General features: G+C 70.1%; 15 protein-coding genes and 1 pseudogene. 12 read left to right on the top strand and 4 right to left on the bottom strand.

Features of this window, described 5'->3' with window-relative positions; genetic code table 11:
- The 8 genes from ABFX54_RS29475 (at position 1) to htpX (ending at position 7,943) form a co-directional block, all read left to right on the top strand.
- Positions 1-537, top strand: a complete 537-nt coding sequence (locus ABFX54_RS29475) for a nucleotide exchange factor GrpE (RefSeq protein ID WP_346109818.1) — start codon at positions 1-3, stop codon at positions 535-537.
- Positions 537-1,484 carry a DnaJ C-terminal domain-containing protein gene (locus tag ABFX54_RS29470; RefSeq protein ID WP_346109817.1) on the top strand — a complete coding sequence of 316 codons (948 nt, stop codon included), beginning with the start codon at positions 537-539 and terminating at the stop codon, positions 1,482-1,484. Before ABFX54_RS29475 ends, ABFX54_RS29470 begins: the two co-directional genes overlap by 1 nt.
- On the top strand, positions 1,481-1,774 hold the full coding sequence (locus tag ABFX54_RS29465; RefSeq protein WP_346109816.1) for a chaperone modulator CbpM: 294 nt from the start codon (positions 1,481-1,483) through the stop codon (positions 1,772-1,774). The genes ABFX54_RS29470 and ABFX54_RS29465 overlap by 4 nt, the downstream gene beginning before the upstream one ends.
- 24 nt (positions 1,775-1,798) lie before the next feature.
- Positions 1,799-4,402 (top strand): ATP-dependent chaperone ClpB, encoded by a 2,604-nt coding sequence (gene clpB, locus ABFX54_RS29460; RefSeq protein ID WP_346109815.1) that lies wholly within the window; start codon positions 1,799-1,801, stop codon positions 4,400-4,402.
- Positions 4,403-4,496: 94 nt separating this feature from the next.
- Positions 4,497-4,832: a thioredoxin gene (gene trxA, locus ABFX54_RS29455; protein WP_346109814.1), complete on the top strand. Its 336-nt coding sequence runs from the start codon at positions 4,497-4,499 to the stop codon at positions 4,830-4,832.
- Positions 4,829-6,493 (top strand): FAD-dependent oxidoreductase, encoded by a 1,665-nt coding sequence (locus tag ABFX54_RS29450; RefSeq protein WP_346109813.1) that lies wholly within the window; start codon positions 4,829-4,831, stop codon positions 6,491-6,493. The genes trxA and ABFX54_RS29450 overlap by 4 nt, the downstream gene beginning before the upstream one ends.
- 5 nt (positions 6,494-6,498) lie before the next feature.
- Positions 6,499-6,948: a DUF1931 family protein gene (locus ABFX54_RS29445; protein WP_346109812.1), complete on the top strand. Its 450-nt coding sequence runs from the start codon at positions 6,499-6,501 to the stop codon at positions 6,946-6,948.
- Positions 6,949-7,091: 143 nt separating this feature from the next.
- Positions 7,092-7,943: a zinc metalloprotease HtpX gene (gene htpX / locus ABFX54_RS29440; RefSeq protein WP_346109811.1), complete on the top strand. Its 852-nt coding sequence runs from the start codon at positions 7,092-7,094 to the stop codon at positions 7,941-7,943.
- A 125-nt stretch (positions 7,944-8,068) separates the two neighbouring features.
- Here the strand turns inward: htpX and ABFX54_RS29435 are convergent, their stop codons facing one another.
- Complete coding sequence (locus tag ABFX54_RS29435; RefSeq protein WP_346109810.1) at positions 8,069-9,178, bottom strand: hypothetical protein; 1,110 nt, start codon at positions 9,176-9,178, stop codon at positions 8,069-8,071.
- Between the two features lie 350 nt (positions 9,179-9,528).
- Here ABFX54_RS29435 and ABFX54_RS29430 point away from each other — a divergent pair, with 350 nt between their 5' ends.
- Positions 9,529-10,074 (top strand): alcohol dehydrogenase catalytic domain-containing protein, encoded by a 546-nt coding sequence (locus ABFX54_RS29430; RefSeq protein WP_346109809.1) that lies wholly within the window; start codon positions 9,529-9,531, stop codon positions 10,072-10,074.
- A gap of 336 nt (positions 10,075-10,410) precedes the next feature.
- Here ABFX54_RS29430 and ABFX54_RS29425 read toward each other — a convergent pair.
- Positions 10,411-10,716, bottom strand: a pseudogene (locus ABFX54_RS29425) (response regulator); the annotation flags it as partial.
- Between the two features lie 731 nt (positions 10,717-11,447).
- Here ABFX54_RS29425 and ABFX54_RS29420 point away from each other — a divergent pair.
- From ABFX54_RS29420 to ABFX54_RS29410, 3 genes are read left to right on the top strand one after another with little or no spacing between them, the layout of a single operon-like run.
- Complete coding sequence (locus ABFX54_RS29420) at positions 11,448-12,395, top strand: alpha/beta hydrolase (RefSeq protein ID WP_346109808.1); 948 nt, start codon at positions 11,448-11,450, stop codon at positions 12,393-12,395.
- A 9-nt stretch (positions 12,396-12,404) separates the two neighbouring features.
- On the top strand, positions 12,405-12,920 hold the full coding sequence (locus ABFX54_RS29415) for an SRPBCC family protein (RefSeq protein ID WP_346109807.1): 516 nt from the start codon (positions 12,405-12,407) through the stop codon (positions 12,918-12,920).
- The gene (locus tag ABFX54_RS29410; RefSeq protein ID WP_346109806.1) at positions 12,917-14,131 is read left to right on the top strand and encodes an alpha/beta hydrolase family protein; all 1,215 of its coding nucleotides are present in this window, start codon (positions 12,917-12,919) and stop codon (positions 14,129-14,131) included. Before ABFX54_RS29415 ends, ABFX54_RS29410 begins: the two co-directional genes overlap by 4 nt.
- Here the strand turns inward: ABFX54_RS29410 and ABFX54_RS29405 are convergent.
- Together ABFX54_RS29405 and ABFX54_RS29400 are read right to left on the bottom strand one after the other, a co-directional pair.
- Positions 14,120-15,061, bottom strand: a complete 942-nt coding sequence (locus ABFX54_RS29405) for an alpha/beta hydrolase (RefSeq protein ID WP_346109805.1) — start codon at positions 15,059-15,061, stop codon at positions 14,120-14,122. The genes ABFX54_RS29410 and ABFX54_RS29405 overlap by 12 nt on opposite strands.
- A 548-nt stretch (positions 15,062-15,609) precedes the next feature.
- Positions 15,610-17,241: a cellulose binding domain-containing protein gene (locus ABFX54_RS29400; protein WP_346109804.1), complete on the bottom strand. Its 1,632-nt coding sequence runs from the start codon at positions 17,239-17,241 to the stop codon at positions 15,610-15,612.
- Positions 17,242-17,668 lie beyond the last annotated feature (427 nt).

The raw sequence follows: 17,668 nt of genomic DNA, 5'->3' as shown, positions 1-17,668 counted from the left end.
ATGAACGAGGACAGATCCGAGACCCAGGACCAGGCCGGCATGGCCACCCCGCGGGGCGAGCAGACGCCCGCGGAGGCAGCCGCGCCCGCGGATACCGAGGCGAAGCTGGCGGAGCTGGAGGACCGCTGGCTGCGGGCGGTCGCGGAGCTGGACAACCTGCGCAAGCGCATCGCACGCGACGCCGAGCGGATCAGGGCTGAAGAGCGGTCCAAGGTGACGGCCGAGTGGCTGCCCGTTCTGGACAACCTGGAGCTCGCGCTGAACCATGCGGTCCGTGACGACGGCGGCGCGGACGCCGTCCTTGAAGGGGTTCGAGCGGTACGGGACCAGGCGGTCACCCTGCTCAACAAGCTCGGCTACCCCCGTCACGACGAAACCGGTGTGCCCTTCGACCCCGCCCGCCATGAGGCGGTGACGACAGTCGAACGAGCGGACGCCGATCCGGGCACCGTGGTGGAGGTGCTCAGGCCCGGCTACGGCGACGACGAGCGGCAGCTCAGGCCGGCGATCGTGGCCGTCGCGAAGAAGGAGGAGTGATGGCCGAACGCCGGGACTTCTACGAGGTGCTCGGCGTCGACCGGAATGCCGACGCCGACGAGATCCAGCGGGCCTACCGCAAGCTCGTGCGCGCCTACCATCCCGACGTCAACAAGGATCCCGGTGCCGAGGACAGGTTCAAGGAGACCTCAGAGGCCTACAGCGTGCTCTCCGATCCCGAGACTCGTCGCCGCTACGACGCGTTCGGACACGATTTCCGCCAGGTGCCGCCCGACGTCGATCCCGCGGACTGGGCCCGCGCACGCAGCCGAGCGGGTGCGCGGGCCGGAGCGGGGGCCGGGGGTGGCCGATGGCGCTCGACCGGCGCCGAGGGCTTCGGCGCGGACGAGGGCATCGACCTGGAAGACCTCCTCGGCGGTATGTTCGGTGGCCGGGGCAGGCGGCAGTGGGGGCCGGTGCCCGGCGCCGACCAGGAGGCGGAGCTGACGCTGACCGTGGAGGAGGCGTATCACGGCGGGCGCCGCAGCATCACGCTTCCCGGAGGCAAGCGGCTGGATGTCACCATCCCGCCCGGGGTCACGAACGGGCAGCGGATCAGGCTCGCCGGCCAGGGCGGGCACGGCAGCGAGGGAGCCCAGCCAGGCGACCTCCACCTGATCGTGCGGATCGCCGACCATCCCCGCTACCGCCTGGAGGGCCGCGACATCTACGCCCCGCTGCCGCTGACTCCCTGGGAGGCGGCCCTCGGCGCCACGGTCACCGTCGACACGCCGGGCGGCGAAGCGAAGGTGAAGGTGCCGGCGGGCACATCCACGGGCCGCCGCCTGCGTCTGAAAGGACGCGGCATGCCTCGTCCGCGCGGAGCCGCAGGCGATTTCTACGCCGAGTCCCGGATCATGGTGCCGCCCAGGCTCACCGGCGAGGAGCGACGCCTGTTCGAACAGCTCGCCGCCGTCTCGCACTTCGACCCCAGGAGGCGCTCATGAGCTACGCGCTCGTCCGCACGGTCCGCCTCGACCTGGACGCCTACGCGCGGGCCACCGGCCTGCACCCCCAGGTGGTGCGCCGGCTGGTGACACTCGGCCTGCTGGAGCCGGTCAAGAACGCCAGGGGGGAGCTGTGCTTCACGCCCGCCCAGGTGACGGCGGCGGCACGCATCCAGCGGTTGCACGAAGGACTGTCCATCAACTACGCCGCGATCGGCGTGGTGATCGACCTCCTCGACCGGATCGGGGAGCTGGAGGCCGCCCTGCGCGACCTCCCACGACCACGCTAGGGGGCTGGAGTGGACCCGAACAGGATGACGCAGAAGTCACAGGAAGCCCTGCACGACGCCCAGACCAAGGCCTTGCGCTTCGGCCACACCGAGGTCGACGGCGAACACCTCCTGCTGGCCCTGCTCGACCAGCCCGAAGGGCTGACGCCCAGGCTGCTGGAGCAGGCCGGCGCCGATCCCGAGCGCCTGCACGCCGACCTGGAGGACGAGCTGTCGCGACGGCCCAAGGTCAGCGGCCCGGGCGCCGCACCCGGCCAGGTGTTCGTCACCCAGCGCCTGTCGCGGCTGCTCGACGCCGCGGACCGGGAGGCACGCCGGCTCAAGGACGAGTACGTCTCCGTCGAGCACCTGCTGCTGGCCCTCATCGAGGAGGGATCCACGACCGCGTCCGGACGTCTCATGCACGGTCAGGGCCTGAGCAGGGACCGGTTCCTGGAGGCGCTGACCGCCGTGCGGGGCAATCAGCGCGTCACCTCGGCCATGCCGGAGGTGGCCTACGAGGCGCTGGAGAAGTACGGGCGCGACCTGGTCGCCGACGCCCGGGCGGACAAGCTCGACCCGGTGATCGGCCGCGACACGGAGATCCGGCGGGTGATCCAGATCCTCTCTCGCAAGACCAAGAACAACCCGGTCCTGATCGGCGATCCCGGAGTCGGCAAGACGGCCGTCGTCGAAGGGCTCGCCCAGCGCATCGTCCGCGGCGATGTCCCCGAGGGACTGCGCGACAAGACGATCTTCAGCCTGGACATGGGTTCCCTCGTGGCCGGCGCCAAGTACCGCGGGGAGTTCGAGGAACGCCTCAAGGCCGTGCTGAACGAGGTGAAGGCGGCCGAGGGGCAGATCCTGCTGTTCGTGGACGAGCTCCACACGGTGGTCGGCGCCGGGGCGACCGAGGGCGCCATGGACGCCGGCAACATGCTCAAGCCCATGCTGGCCCGCGGCGAGCTGCACATGATCGGCGCGACCACGGTAGACGAGTACCGCAAGCACATCGAGAAGGACGCCGCCCTGGAGCGCAGGTTCCAGCCGGTGCTGATCGACGAGCCCACGATCGAGGACACCATCTCGATCCTGCGCGGCCTGCGTGAACGCCTGGAGGTCTTCCACGGCGTGAAAATCCAGGACAGCGCGCTCGTCGCCGCCGTGACGCTGAGCCACCGCTACATCTCCGACCGGTTCCTGCCGGACAAGGCGATCGACCTGGTGGACGAGGCGTGCGCGATGATCCGGACCGAGATCGACTCCATGCCTGCCGAGCTGGACGCGCTGACCAGGCGGGTGATGCGGCTGGAGATCGAGGAAGCCGCGCTGTCCAAGGAGAACGACCCGGCGAGCCGGCAGCGTCTGGACGAGCTGCGCAAGGAACTGGCCGCCACGCGGACCGAGGGCGAGGCGATGCGGGCACAGTGGGAGGCCGAGCGCTCGGCGCTGCGCAAGGTTCAGAGCCTGCGGCAGGAGATCGAGAGCGTACGCAGGGAGGCCGAGCAGGCCGAACGTGATTACAACCTCAACCGCGCCGCCGAGCTGCGCCACGGCAGGCTGCCCGAGCTGGAGCGCCGCCTGAACGCCGAGGAGGAACGGCTGGGTACCCGGCAGAACGGCCACCGGCTGCTGCGCGAGGTGGTGACCGAAGAGGAGATCGCGGACATCGTCTCCCGCTGGACCGGCATCCCGATGGCACGGCTGCAGGAAGCCGAGCGGGACAAGCTGCTCAAACTCGACCAGATCCTGCACGAGCGCGTCGTCGGCCAGGAGGAGGCCGTGCGGCTCGTGGCCGACGCCATCATCCGTGCCCGCTCGGGCATCAAGGACCCCAAGCGTCCCATTGGATCGTTCCTCTTCCTCGGGCCGACCGGCGTCGGCAAGACCGAGCTGGCGAGGTCTCTCGCGGAGGCTTTGTTCGACACCGAGGACAACATGGTCCGTATCGACATGAGCGAGTACCAGGAGCGCCACACGGTCAGCCGCCTGGTCGGGGCGCCTCCCGGCTACGTCGGCTACGAAGAGGGCGGACAGCTCACGGAGGCGGTGCGGCGCAAGCCGTACTCGGTGGTGCTGTTCGACGAGATCGAGAAGGCGCACGCGGACGTCTTCAACACGCTGTTGCAGGTCCTGGACGACGGCCGGCTGACGGACGCGCAGGGCCGCACGGTCGACTTCCGCAACACCGTGATCATCATGACCTCGAACATCGGCTCCCAGCATCTTCTCGACGGGATCACCTCCGACGGTGAGATCAAGCCCGAGGCCCGCGACGGCGTGATGGCAGAGCTGCGCCGGCACTTCCGGCCCGAGTTCCTCAACAGGATCGACGACATCGTGCTGTTCAAGCCGCTGACCGAGGCGGAGATCGAGCAGATCGTCGACCTGATGTTCACCGACATCAGGCAGCGGCTGGCCGACCGGCGGCTCACCTTGGAGGTCTCCGAGGAGGCCCGCAAGCTCATCGCCAATCAGGGGTACGACCCCGTCTACGGCGCCCGGCCGCTGCGCCGGTTCATCGCCCGCGAGGTCGAGACCAGAATCGGACGGGCTCTGCTCGCGGGAGACGTCCCCGACGGCTCGACCATCGTGGTCGGCGCTGACAAGGGCGAGCTGAACGTCACTTTCTACGCCCCGGAGGGCTGACATGTACACTGCGCGCTGCGCGAACTGCGGGAGGCCGAACCGGGTTCCAGACGCCGCCTCGGGAACGCCCCGCTGCGGCAACTGTCACCAACCGTTGCCGTGGATCGCCGAGGCGGGCGACGACACTTTCGCGGAAGTCGCCCAACGAGCCGATCTGCCGGTCCTCGTCGACTTTTGGGCGGAATGGTGCGGGCCGTGCCGGATGGTCACGCCCGCGCTCGAACAAGTCGCCCAAGAGCTGGCGGGACGCGTGAAGCTCGTCAAGGTCGATGTGGACCGGTCCCCGGCCCTCTCGCAACGCTTCACCATCACGGGTGTCCCGGCGCTCATGATGCTCAACGAGGGCCGCGTCGTGGCGCAGCGCGTCGGCGCGGCCCCGGCGCCCCAACTGCGCGAATGGGTTGAGGACACACTGAGGGCGCCGTCATGACGCGGTCGCCGGCCACCCTGCCCGAGACACCGGACCTGTGCGGCGCCTATCCCCGGCTCGATGAGCAGCGGATCGCGAACCTGTCGCAGTGCGGCGAGCGCAGGCCCGTGCCGCCCGGCGAGGTCCTCTACCGGGAAGGCGAGCCGATCGGCGAGTTCATCGTGATCCTGCGCGGCACGGTGGCCATGGTGGAGGGGTATCGCGGCGAGGAGGAACGCACGATCGCCGTCCACGGCCCCGGGCGTTTCCTCGGCGAGCTGGGCCTGCTCACCGGCCAGGCCGGGTTCCTCACCGCAGTCGTGCGGGAGGCAGGCGAGATCCTGGCCGTCGGCGCCGACCAGGTGCGCGAGCTGGTGGCCGGTGACCCGGCGTTCGGGGACCTCATCCTGCGGGCCTACCTGACCCGCCGTAGTCTGCTGATCGGCATGGACGCCGGGTTCCGCATCATCGGCTCGCGCTACTCGCCCGACGCCCGCCGGCTGCGTGAGTTCGCCGCCCGCAACAGGCTTCCGCACCGATGGATCGATGTGGAGGAGGATGAGGAGGCGGAGGCGCTGCTGCGCCAGCTCGGCATCTCCCCGCAGGAGACGCCGGTCGTGATCTGGCGCGGAGACCAGGTGCTGCGCAACCCGACCGTGGCCATGCTGGCCAAGGCCATCGGCCTGCCCGTACCACGGCCCGGCGACGGCGTGTGCGATCTGATCATCGTGGGCGCGGGCCCCGCGGGCCTGGCAGCGAGCGTATACGGGGCTTCGGAGGGCCTGGCCACCATCGTGCTCGACGCGGTCGCCGCGGGCGGCCAGGCGAGCACCTCCTCCCGCATCGACAACTACCTCGGCTTCCCGTCGGGCATCTCGGGCGCCGAGCTCGCTGAACGCGCCGTTCTTCAGGCGATCAAGTTCGGGGCCCGGCTGACCGTACCGGCCGAGGCGTGCGGACTGGAGGCCGAGGATGGCCACTACAGCGTGCTCGTCGAAGACGGGCCTGCCGTGCAGGGTCACGCGGTGCTCATCGCCACCGGCGCTCGCTACCGCAAACTCGACGTTCCCGACCTGGAGAAGTACGAAAGCTGCGGCGTCTACTACGCGGCGACGCCGTTCGAGCTGCGCATGTGCCGGCAGGCGCAGGTGGTCATCGTCGGCGGTGGCAACTCCGCAGGCCAGGCGGCACTTTACCTGTCCAGGAACGCCTCGTCAGTGCGCATGCTCGTCCGCGGCGGGGATCTCAGCGAGAGCATGTCCCGCTACCTCATCGACGCGATCAACCGGACGCCCGGCATCGAGATCATGTTCCACACCGAGGTACGCGAACTGCTCGGGGACGGCTCCCTGCGGGCCGTCCGCGCCCAGAACAACCAGACGGGGCACCCCGTCGAGATCGAGACCAACGCGCTGTTCGTGTTCATCGGCGCGGATCCGCACACTGGCTGGCTGGCGGGCGCCGTCGAGCTGGACGACCGGGGCTTCGTCACCACGGGTAGCGGCTCGTCTCACTGGGAGGCCCTTCCCCTTGAGACCGGGCGGCCGGGCGTGTTCGCCGCCGGGGACGCTCGTAGCGGGTCGGTCAAACGGGTCGCGTCCGCGGTCGGGGAGGGCGCCATGGCCGTACGCCTGCTGCACGAAAGATTCTCCATGACAGGGCATCGACAGCAAGGACGGTGATCCAGATGTCAGTGATCGCGGTTTCCAGGTTCGAGCACTTCTTCCGCGCCGCTGCGGGGCTGGACGTGGACAAGTCCGACCTCAAGCGATACAGCGACTTCATCAACCGGAAGCTGTACGACATGCTCGTCGTCGCCGAGGCCTGCGCGAAGTCGAACCGGCGCGACATCATCCAGCCCTGGGACCTGCCCATCACCAAAGGACTGCAGGAGAGCATGCACGACTTCCGGGATCTGGACGAGGAACTGGATCTGGCATCGATCCTGGCGGACCTCGCGGCGCTGCCTCCGCTGGATCTGTCGCTCAGCGAAGAAGCCGAGGCCCGGCTTCCGGCCGTGGCGGGTGGACTCTCCGTGGCGCTCGCCAGGGCGATCAGAGCCATCGAGCCTGACCGCAAGAATCCGGCGAGCAGGGAGTGGACACGCACAATCCGGGTCTTCGACCTGCTGCTGTGACGAGATTCGGCGTGTTGCTGGTGCCTCTGCTCGCCACGCGGTCGGATGGTGGCTGCTCGGGCACGGGCAGGCCTGGCCCACTCCACGGGGAGGATGGGCCCCGGCGCCATGGGCAGTAGGTGCGTTCGAGAAGGGAGGACGCCATGCGTCACAACGGTTTGCGTACCGCGGTGCTGCTCGGCGCTCTGTCCGCTCTGATCATCCTGGTGGGGTGGTGGCTCGGCGGCAGCACCGGAATCCAGATCGCCGTCCTGGTCGCGCTCGTCAGCAACGGCGTCGCCTACTTCTTCTCCGACAAGATCGCGCTGTCGGCGATGCATGCACGGCCTGTCGGCCCCGGTGACCGGCCCGCGCTGCATCAGATGGTCCGCGAACTGGCGGAGGAGGCGCGCCAGCCCATGCCCCGGCTGTACGTCTCGCCGGTCCTGCAGCCGAACGCGTTCGCCACCGGGCGCAATCCCCGTCATGCCGCGGTGTGCGTGACCCACGGGATCACCCAGTTGCTGAACGAACGCGAGCTGCGCGCGGTCCTCGGGCACGAACTGTCGCACGTCTACAACCGCGACATTCTGATCTCCTCCGTGGCGGGCGCCCTGGCCACGATGGTCACCTACCTGGCCTACATGGCCGGCTTCTTCGGAGGGGGAGACGATGACGAGGGCCCAGGCTTCCTCGGGGCCCTCCTGATGATGGTCCTCGGGCCGGTGGCGGCCGCGGTGATCCAGATGGCCATCTCCCGGGCGCGGGAGTATCAGGCTGACGAGTCCGGCGCCCGGCTGACCCGTGACCCGATCGGGCTGGCCAGTGCGCTACGGAAGATCGATGCGGGCACTCGGCGACTGCCGTTGCCGGAAACCGGCCGGCTCGCCTCGGCCTCGCACCTCATGATCGCCAACCCGTTCCGCGGCGGAGGCATCGGGAGGCTCTTCTCCACCCACCCACCGATCGCCGACCGGATCGCACGGCTGGAGGCCATGGCGGGACATCGCCGCTGATCTGGGCTCGCGGCCGGCGGGCAGGGTGAGGGCAAGGTCAGCGACATCGATCGTGCGATGGACATGTACGTCGAGGTGCGGTGCCCGTCCGAGCGGTGCGGACGGGCCCTGGCCCAGGGCGGAAGCTACGTGTCCTGCTCGTCCCGCCAGCCGCCGGGTTCGGGATGGTAGCCGTAAGCGGCGGCCCGCACCGTGTCCTCATCCTCCAGCCCGGAGCCGATCGTGCCGCCGACGGTGGCCAGCGAGCTGATGATCCAGGCCAGGTTCAGATAGTCGATGAGATCGACCGGCCGCTGCAGGTTCCGTTCCAGCACGGATGTGTCGATCAGCAGCGCCGCGGCAAGTGTCGTTCCGGCGAACAGCACCAGATAAGACACCGCGGCGGCCAGGGTGAGGGTAAGGATTGTGCCCAGGTTGAACAGCCGGGCCAGCTCAGCCGGTGTCTCCCGGCCCGGTTTCTCCCACAGGTCGTGCGCGACGATCAGCCAGGTCACCAGCGCGGTCAGTCCGAGAAACATGACCACGGTGAGGCGGAGTCCGCCGAGCGCGTCACCCATTTCCCAGATGGTGTTGGTGGTGAGCGCGAACGCGGCCGTGGCGAAGGCGCCGGCCAGGAGTTTGGACAGGCCCAGCAGGGCGCGCCCCGGGCGGTTGGCCCGGATCATTCCGGTCAGCAGTCGCACCCGGCCGGCCAGCCGCGAGGCGACGTAGCTCAGTTCTCCGGCATCGGCCTCGCCGACCACCCGGTGAATGGCGGCGACCTGGCCGGCCAGGTCGGCCGGTGCCCGGCCGGCCGACGGCACCCGCTCCTCGGAAGCGTCAGCGAGCAGCCGGCCCACGAGATCCGGGACGGCAGCGCGGAGCGCTCGAAGCTGGCGCAGCCCCAGCGCGGGCAAGGACACCGCCGCGACTCGGCGCCGGGCGGACGTCTGCGCCACCAGCGGCACCCGCTCGGTGTGTAGCGGCAGGTCGGTCAGGCAGATCGCGACATCCCACCGGGCCTCGGCCCGTCGCCGGGCGAGATCGTCGAGCAGCGCCTCGACGCCGCCGTCGCGGCGCGGAGCCACTTCACCCCAGCCCACCCGGACGGTCCACCGCACCCGCGGGTCCACCCGCTCGGCGAGCCGATCGGCCAGCTCGGCGCCGAGCCGCGCGACCACCTGCGCCGGATAGTCCGGCGGTGTCGCCACGAGTCCGACGACGATCTCCGGCCGATGCGGCTCACTGACGGCCATAGGCGCTCCTCGCGGTAGCCGAGCGAAATCCCGCCAGCGACTACCCAACGTGAGGTGACACATGCGAGCCGTATCGGTCCATGCTTGAGCACCCTGGTCCCGTCGGGGTCGCCTGTGGGACCGTTGAGCCGGCGACGCGGCCGGGAAGGGCGCCGTCGCATGTGCCGCCCCCTAGGTGGCGCCGTCCCCATGGCCCTCGCGCTATCAGATCATCGTTGCGAACCCTCTGTCGTGTAACGGTGCGTGCCCGTCTGGCCGCTGAAGGCGTCCGGCTGTGGGTTGAGGGGGTTTCCAGGGGTATCGGCCTGGGGGCCGCCCGTGGGGAGGGGCATCTGCGACGGGGAGACGTCATGAAGGCAGCGGTGTACGAGGGGCCACGGCAGGTCAGGGTCAGGGAGGTGCCGGACGCGCGGATCGAGCGGCCGACCGACGTCCTGGTGCGGATCACGTCCGCGAACGTCTGCGGCTCTGGCCTGCACATGCACGAGGGCCGGACCGACTTCGAGCCCGGCCGCGGGTTCGGGCGCGAGAACCTGGGTCAGGTGGTCGAGGTCGGCGCCGGGGCCGACAAGGTCCAGGTGGGCGACTGGGTCGCCCTGCTGGCCGGCGTGCAGCCCGGCGACCAGACGGTCACCTACGCCGCGGGCCCGGTCGTGCTGATGGCCGCCCGCTCGGCGACCATCAGAGGGGCGAGCAAGGTGATGGTCGCCGACCGGCGCCCGCACCGTCGTGGTCTCCATTGCCAGCGGCGAGATCCAGGCGCGCGACCACGACCTCGAAGACGCCGGCACCTTCACGGTGGACCGGCTGGTCGGCGAGGTGTCGGTCGACGGCTACGACGCGCTGCTCCTGCCGGGCGGGACGGTGAACCCGTTCCCTCGGATTCCAGGGCATAGGTTCCGTATCTGGTCAGATATCTCCATTGATACGCCCAGGTCGAGGCGCGCCGATCCGGAGGAGCTCGATGTGAAGACAGGCCGAGAACGAGGAAACGGCAGAGGAAGCGCCGGTGACAGACCTCACGCGGGGCGTGGCGTTCAGCCGCGTGCTCTTCGCGATCGTCATCACGCAGCTGGTGCCTGACTGAAGGCGCCGCGCTCCCTGCCTGTCGAGCGATTCGCGCACTTCGCGAAGCATTTAGGCATATGCGAGTCCGGGCTGGCTCTCCTCGATGTCTGTTTCGTGAGACGAGCCGCTCTCGATTCCGCCTGGCGTGCTTGTATCTGAACCGGGGACTTGCTGACGAAGCCCTGGACGCCGAGCTTGAGCGCCTCGTGGAGCACCCCGGGTCTGGCATGGCGGGTCAGCATGAGGATTGTTTGGTCCGGCCGCGCCCGATGGATCTTCGCGACGGCGCCGAGCCCGTCCATACCGGGCACCTCCAGATCGATGACGAGCACGTCGGGCCGGTGCAGCAGTGCTGTCCGCACGGCCGCCTCGCCGTCTCCCGCTTCGGCGAGTACGGTGATCTCGCCCTCGAGCGGGAGCAGTGCCGCCAGCGCCTTGCGGAGGAGGGGGTGGGCCCCGCCTTCTGGAATCCCGTGCCGAGATCCAGCTTGAGCGGGGCGACGAAGCGTCGCTCGTCCTCAAGACGCAGGCAGGTGACCACGGCGAAGACAGCGTCCTTGATCCTCCTGTTTCCGCCGATGGCGCTTTGCAGGATCTCGGCGAGCCGGGGCGACGTCTCGACCAGTTCGGCCTCGCCACGGGTGAGCGCGTCGCCAAGCGCGACCGCCGTGTCCGGGCCGGTGTCGCGCACCTCGGCCGAGCGAAGCCGCGGGTCGTCCAGCATTTGGGCGATGTCGGTGTTGAGGTAGTCGCGGAAGCCCGCGACGTCGTTCGTCCAGGTCATGGGGCGTCTGGACAGGCGGAACTGCGAGCCGAAGAGATGCAGGATCACGTCCCACACCAGGATGCCCGCTTCTCTGGGCGGCTCGGGCCCGCGCATCCGCGGGATGCCACGAGAGATGGTCATTGTCATGACCCCACGCTGAGTGCCCTGCCGCCGACCGTCCACGGGCCTTGTCCTCTGATCTCCCTGCCTTCAGTCCTGGTCACTCGGGAGCGCGGCGGTGGCGTAGGCGTGGCGAGGCACGTCACCGGACGAGGTCCGCCCCTGACCGACACCTCGGCAACGGACGTGAACGAGTGACGACCGGAAGGTGGTGCGGGACCTTCGCCCCTGTCGTCATGGGGAGAGGAGGAGACACGGTGGAGGGTGGCCCGCCTGGTGGCCGCCTTCGTCTCCAGCCTCTTGGGAGGGGCTGTCATGTCCGAACGTTCGGAAGTGTCCTTCGACTCCAGCGGCGTGAACTGCGCCGCCGACCTCTACCTGCCCGCCGAGGCCGCTACGGGGCCGGTGCCGTGCGTGGTGATGGGCCACGGCGGCAGCGGCACCAAGCGGCTCGGCCTGCCCGCCTACGCCGCCAAGTTCGCCGGCGGCGGGATCGCGGCGCTGGTTTTCGACTACCGCGGTTTCGGTGCCAGCGACGGCGAGCCGCGGCAGGTCATCGATGTGGCCGCGCAACGCGACGACTACCGGGCGGCCATCGCCTGCGCCCGCGGCCTGCCCCAGATCGATCCCCAGCGGGTGGCGATCTGGGGCACCTCACTCAGTGGCGGGCACGTGCTCGCCGTCGCCGCCTCCGACCCGGCCGTCGCGGCGGTGGTGTCGCAGGTACCGATGATCGACGGTATGCACCGCGGACGTACCCTGCGCCAGCGGCTGAACTGGCAGGTCACCGCGCGCACGCTGGGATTCACCCTCGCGGCGCTGCGCGACCTGCGGCGAGCCCGGCGCGGCGAGCCACCACTGTACGTGCCGGTCGTCGCCCCGCCCGGGCAGGTGGCCGTCTTCACCGAACCCGACGCCGAGGCGACCTTCGAGGCGCTCGGCGGCGAGGCGTGCGGCTGGCGCAACCGGCTCGCCCCCCGCTTCGTCTTCGCACTGCCCGCCTACGTCAGGGGCACCGCCGAACGCCTGGCCATGCCGCTGCTCATGATCGTGGCCGACCACGACCTGCAGGCCTCGCCCCGCTTCGCCGCCGCCATCGCCTCCCGGGCCCCGTACGCCGACATCCGGCACCATCCCCTCGGCCACTTCGACGTCTACACCGGGCGCCCGTTCGAGGAGATCAGTGACCTGCAACTGGCCTTCCTGCGCACCCACCTGCTCGCCGCCGCCCCGAGTGCGGCGGGCGCGGCTGCCAGAGCCTGAGGAGGAACGATGCGCGTCGTACGCACGACGACCATTCATCGCCGGCCGCAGGACGTCTTCACCTGGATCGAGGACCCGCGGCTGGCCACCCGCTGGCAACCTGAGGTGGCCGAGTACGAGATCACCGAGCAGCGGCCGGAGGTCCTGGGCACCGAGTTCCGCGAGGTCCTGCGCGGCCGGGGCGGCCGGGGCGGCAGCGTGGAGCTGCGCGGCCGGGTCACCGCCTACACCCCGGACCACCGGATGGACTTCGACCTGGACGGCCCTCGGCCCCACGTCCACACCTCCTTCACGCTGACGCCGGTGCCCGAAGGGACCGAGCTCCGGGTGGAACTCGATCTGACGGTCAGTGCGTGGCTGGCTCCCGCGGTGCGTGGCCGGGTGTCCCGGCGGCTGGAGGCCGAGTTGCGGCTTCTGCGCACCTTGTGCGAGCAGGACGGCGAAGATCAGCGCGCGAACCCTCACCAGCCGGACTCCTTCCGAACCGGACCGCCGACGAGCTCAAGGAAGCAGGTGCGAGGATGAAGTTCCTGTTCAACGACGAGTCGTTCTCCTACGAGGCGCTGCGCACCGCCGGTCATGCCTCTTACGGCGGCGCGGAACTCGGCGAGGTGCTGGCCACCTGCCGCGACATCCCCGACGGCGACGAGGAGGCGTGGTGCCGGTCGTGGACGGCCACGGCCGAGCGGGTGCACCGGATCGGGCGGCGAGCCCTGGCGGACGGCCATCGCCTCAGCGCGCGGGAGGCGTTCCTGCGCGCGTCCAACTACTACCGCGCGGCCGACTTCTACCGGCGGCTGGACCCGGACGGCGACGCCGAGTCGGCCCGCCTGGCCAGGCTGTCCAAGGAGGCGTTCGCGGCGGCGGCCGGGCTGTTCGACACCCCGGTCATCCCGCAGGACATCCCGTACGAGGGCACCGCCCTGCCGGGCTACCTCTACCTGACCGACGACTCCGGCCGCCCCCGGCCGGCCATCATCTACCACGGCGGGTTCGACTCCACCCTGGAGGAGACGTACTTCTTCCTCGTCGCCGGCGCGCTGCGGCGCGGATACAACGTGCTCGCCTTCGAGGGGCCCGGCCAGGGCTCCGCCCGCCGTGACCGGGGCCTGGTGTTCCGGCCCGACTGGGAGAAGGTGGTGACCCCGGTGATCGACCACGCCCTCGCCGTCCCCCAGTTCGACCCCACGCGCCTGGTCCTGGCCGGGACGAGCCTGGGCGGCTACCTGGCCGCCCGCGCCGCCGCCTTCGAACCCCGCCTGACCGCCCTCGTGCTGCACGACGGTGTCCACAGCTTCCACGCGCCGTACCGGGACGCGCTGCCGCCGTTCCTGTACCGGTGGGTGATGGACGGCCGCGACGACGTGGCCGAACCCGCGCTGGAGCTGCTGGCGGCGCTCAGCACCCTGGCCCGCTGGGGCCTGCGCAACGGCATGTGGACCTTCGGCGCCCGCTCCGCCGCCGAGTACATCCGGATGACCGCCGCGTACACGCTGGACGACGTCGCCGGCCGGATCACCTGCCCGACCCTGGTGATCGAGGCCGAGAACGACCTGTTCTTCCCCGGGCAGCCGCGACGCGTCCACGACGCCCTGCGCTGCGAGAGGGAACTGATGGTCTTCGCTGGGAAGGACGGCGGCGGCGAGCACTGCCAGCAGGGCGCCTCGACGCTGTTCCACCAGCGGCTCTTCGACTGGCTCGATCCCCGGCTCGGAGCCGGGAGGTCAGTCTCCTGAAGATCCCGTTGATCGCGCGAGGTGAGAGGGCCGCAGGGCCTGCTGGAGGAAGCGGGCCTGCGCGTCGCTGATCGGCCCGAAGTGCGGGGCGAGGTAGACGTCGAAATGCCCGAGCGGGTAACGCAGCACGGTGGCGTCGGCCATCCTGGCCGCCAGGCGATCGGCGAACTCGCTGGACCCTTCCGTGTCGTGCTCGGCCAGGCACATCAGGACGGGCATCGTGAGGCGGTCCGCGGTGCCGGCGCGGTAGCGGGGCAGGGTGAACATCGCCCTAGGCGCGATCGCGTTGCGCCAGCCGGTCGCCTCGCCGCCCGAGCCCAGGAGCGCGGCTCTGGCCGCCGCGTCGGTGAACACGGCGAGCCGCCACGGGTCAGCGACGACCGGGACGAGCAGCGGCGGGCGGCCGCGGCGGGCGCGCCCGGTGTCACGGATGGCGGCGATGGTGAACCGTAGGAGCCGGACGACCTTCTCCGGCGTCAGCGCCCGGCGCAACCGGCCGCGCTGCCGGGCGTCGATGAAGGGGACCTGGCTGACCACGGCGGCCACCCGGGGGTCGTCGGCCGCGACGTCCAGCACGTGCCCGCCGCTGTAGGAGGTGCCCCACAGGGCGACGCGGTCCGGGTCGATGCCGGGCTGGGCACGCGCGTACCGGATGGCGGCTCGGTAGTCCTCGCGCTGTGCTCCGGTGTCGATCACCTGACGGGGCCGGCCTTCGCTGGCGCCCCAGCCTCGGTAGTCGAAGGCGAGTACGGCCATCCCGCAGGCGGTGAACTTCGCGGCGTAGGCGGGCAGGGCCAGACGCTTGGTCCCGCTGGCCCCGTGCCCCATGACCACGCAGGGCACCGGTCCCTGGGCGTGGTCCGGCCAGTACAGGTCTGCCGCGCAGCGCACGCCGCCGGAGTCGAAGAAGACTTCTTTCCGGGGGGACATGGCAACCTCCTCAGGTTCCCGCCGCTGTCCCCACCTGTCTAGATGGTCACGCGGGCGAGGGGCAGGGCCGGACGTCATCAGAGCAGAGCCGGAGGTCACATGACCGCGCGCGCCCCACAGGCCGGCACCCGGCAGGTTGGAGAGGCGTAGGTCACCGGACGCGGAAGAACAGGTCATCAGGGGAGTTCCGCAGGACCTTCGACACCTACCCGGACGGCTGTGGTCAGCGAGGTCGGGAGGAGATCGAAGGAGCACGACCGGTCATCCTGCCGCACTGGCTCCCTCTGGAGTCGAAGCCTGCCTACAAGACAAGCCCTGCAAGGCCGTGACCTGGAGGGAGGAAAGTATCGGCGGGCGCAGCCGTTCGCAGAACGTCGCGACGCGGCCAGGGAAGGCGTCCCCCTCGGCTTCGACGGCGATCGGGACGCCTTCTCCGGCCGCGCCCGTCACCAGCGCGCCAGCGCTGTCAGCAGCGGTGAGGAAGAACGGGTGCGGCCCAGCCCCACCGAGACGTTCGCCGAGGGCTGGGCCGATATCCGGTCGCGAGGTTACGCGCTGGTGCAGGTGTATCCGGATGGCAGGGCCGTGTTGCCGCCGGGGCGGCTGGCCTGGAAGCCGAAGCTGGTGGTGGCTCCGGGGGCCAACGTGCCGTTGAAGCTCACGCTCTTGGCCGTGACGGTCTGCCCGCTGGTGGTGACGGTGGCGTTCCACGAGCCGGTCAGCGTGTGCCCGGCCGGGAGCGTGAACGTGACCGTCCAATTGGTGATCGTCGAGGTACTGGTATTGGTGATGGTCAGCGGCTGGATCACATAGCCGGTGCCCCACTGGGTCTGCACGGTCGGCGTCGCCGAGCAGGTTCCGGTGGTGGTGCCGCTGGTGGTGACCTGGACGGTGTCGGACACCGGCGAGAGGTTGCCGGCGGCGTCCCGCGCGCGGACCTGGTAACGGTAGGTGGTGCTCGGGGTCAGGCCCGTGTCGCTGTACGAGGTCGTGGCCGAGGTGCCGACCTGGGCGAAGGTGCCGCCGGTGGCCCCGGGTGCGCGCAGGATGTCATAGCCGGCGACCCCCACGTCGTCAGTGGAGGCGGCCCAGGACAGATTGGTGCCGCCGGCGGTGGTGCCGGAGGCCGCCAGCCCGCCCGGGGCGGTGGGTGGCGTGGTGTCGCCGCCGGTGGAGGTCGTGGTGAACGTGACGAACGCGGAGTTGGCCGACAGGTTGCCCGCGCCGTCGCGTGCTCGTACGTAGACCTGGTATTCGGTGTCGGCGGTCAGCCCGGTCAGGGTGATCGAGTTGGTGGTGGACTGGCCGAGCAGCGGGTCGGTGGTGCCCGTTACCCGGTAGACGTTGTACCCCGCCAGGCCGGAGCCGCCCTGGTCGGTGGATGCCGTCCAGGTCAGGGTGGCGCTGGTGGCGGTCACGTTGGAGACGGCGGGAGTGCCCGGAGAGGTCGGCGGAGTGGTGTCGTTCGTGCTCTGGAACTGGCTGAAGAAGTTCCACACCACTGCCTTGGTCCACGTACGTGCGCCGTCGTCAGCGGTGGACCCGTCCACTGGACCAGGGGTGTGACCCCCGTCGAACGCCGCCCACACGACCGGGTATCCGGATCGGCATCCCGAGTAGGCGGTGACGACGTGCGTCAGGCTGCCCTGTGCCGGCTCGGGCGGATTTTGGGGAGTGCACCCGTTGTTCCTGACGAACGTGTCGCGCAGCGACCGGCCCAGCGAGATGTTGAGTACGTTGTCCCTGAGGCCGTGGAGCCCGATGTAGGCGATGGGCTGGGTGCCGCCGCTGCATCCGCTGAGCTGTGCGCCGGAGTAGACCGCGACCGCGCGGAAGACCGTCGCCCGGGCGCAGGCCAGGGCGTAACTCATGCCGCCGCCGTAGCTGAAGCCTCCGGCGAACCGCTGCGTGGTGTCGACGCACAGGTCTGCTTCGATCAGCCTGAGCATGTCGTCGACGAAGGTCAGGTCTTCGCCACCGGAGTTGGCCCAGCCGTTGTTCAGGCCCTGGGGGGCGACGAAGATCGCGGTGTTGTTCGCCAGTTGCCTGAGCCCGTAGTAAGACCAGGTGAATCCGCTGCTCCCGCCCGTGTCGACGTCGTTGGCGGTGCCGTTGAGCCAGTGGAAGCCGAAGATCAACCGGTAGGGGTTGTTGTTGTTGTAGTTGTCGGGAATTCTCAAGATGAAGGAACGAGTCCGGCCGCTGCTCTGAATCGACTGCGCACCACTTCTGAGCGTTGGGGTCTTGCCGCATCCTGCCGTCGCCGCGGCGGCACTCGCCGCGCGTGACGTGGTTTCGCTGCTGCTCAGCGCCGTACCACCGGTGGCCGTCACGAGAAGCGCCGCGACCGTGACAGCGGCGAAGATGGATCTACCCCGTAACATCACTCACCTGCCTGTGGCTCCGCCGAGAAGGGCGGTGCCAGGGCCTCGGATAGCGTCGACATGAGGTTGATCAGTCCTCTCATCCGTGCGGAGCTGGTGGTGGTCGGAAGGCGTGACGGACCATCGTGTTATCGCTAACATCGCTCTCGCGCCGGTCCTCCGCCGAAGGGTGGTGGTGCGACGGAGCAAATCCGAGGCGGCCAGGTGCCGTCAAGGCGCGGCC

Source organism: Nonomuraea maheshkhaliensis, from assembly GCF_039529435.1.
In the GTDB taxonomy this organism is placed as follows: Bacteria; Actinomycetota; Actinomycetes; order Streptosporangiales; family Streptosporangiaceae; genus Nonomuraea; species Nonomuraea maheshkhaliensis.
The sequence above is the reverse complement of the archived record's forward strand: the minus strand, read 5'-3'. Positions and strand labels throughout refer to the sequence as shown.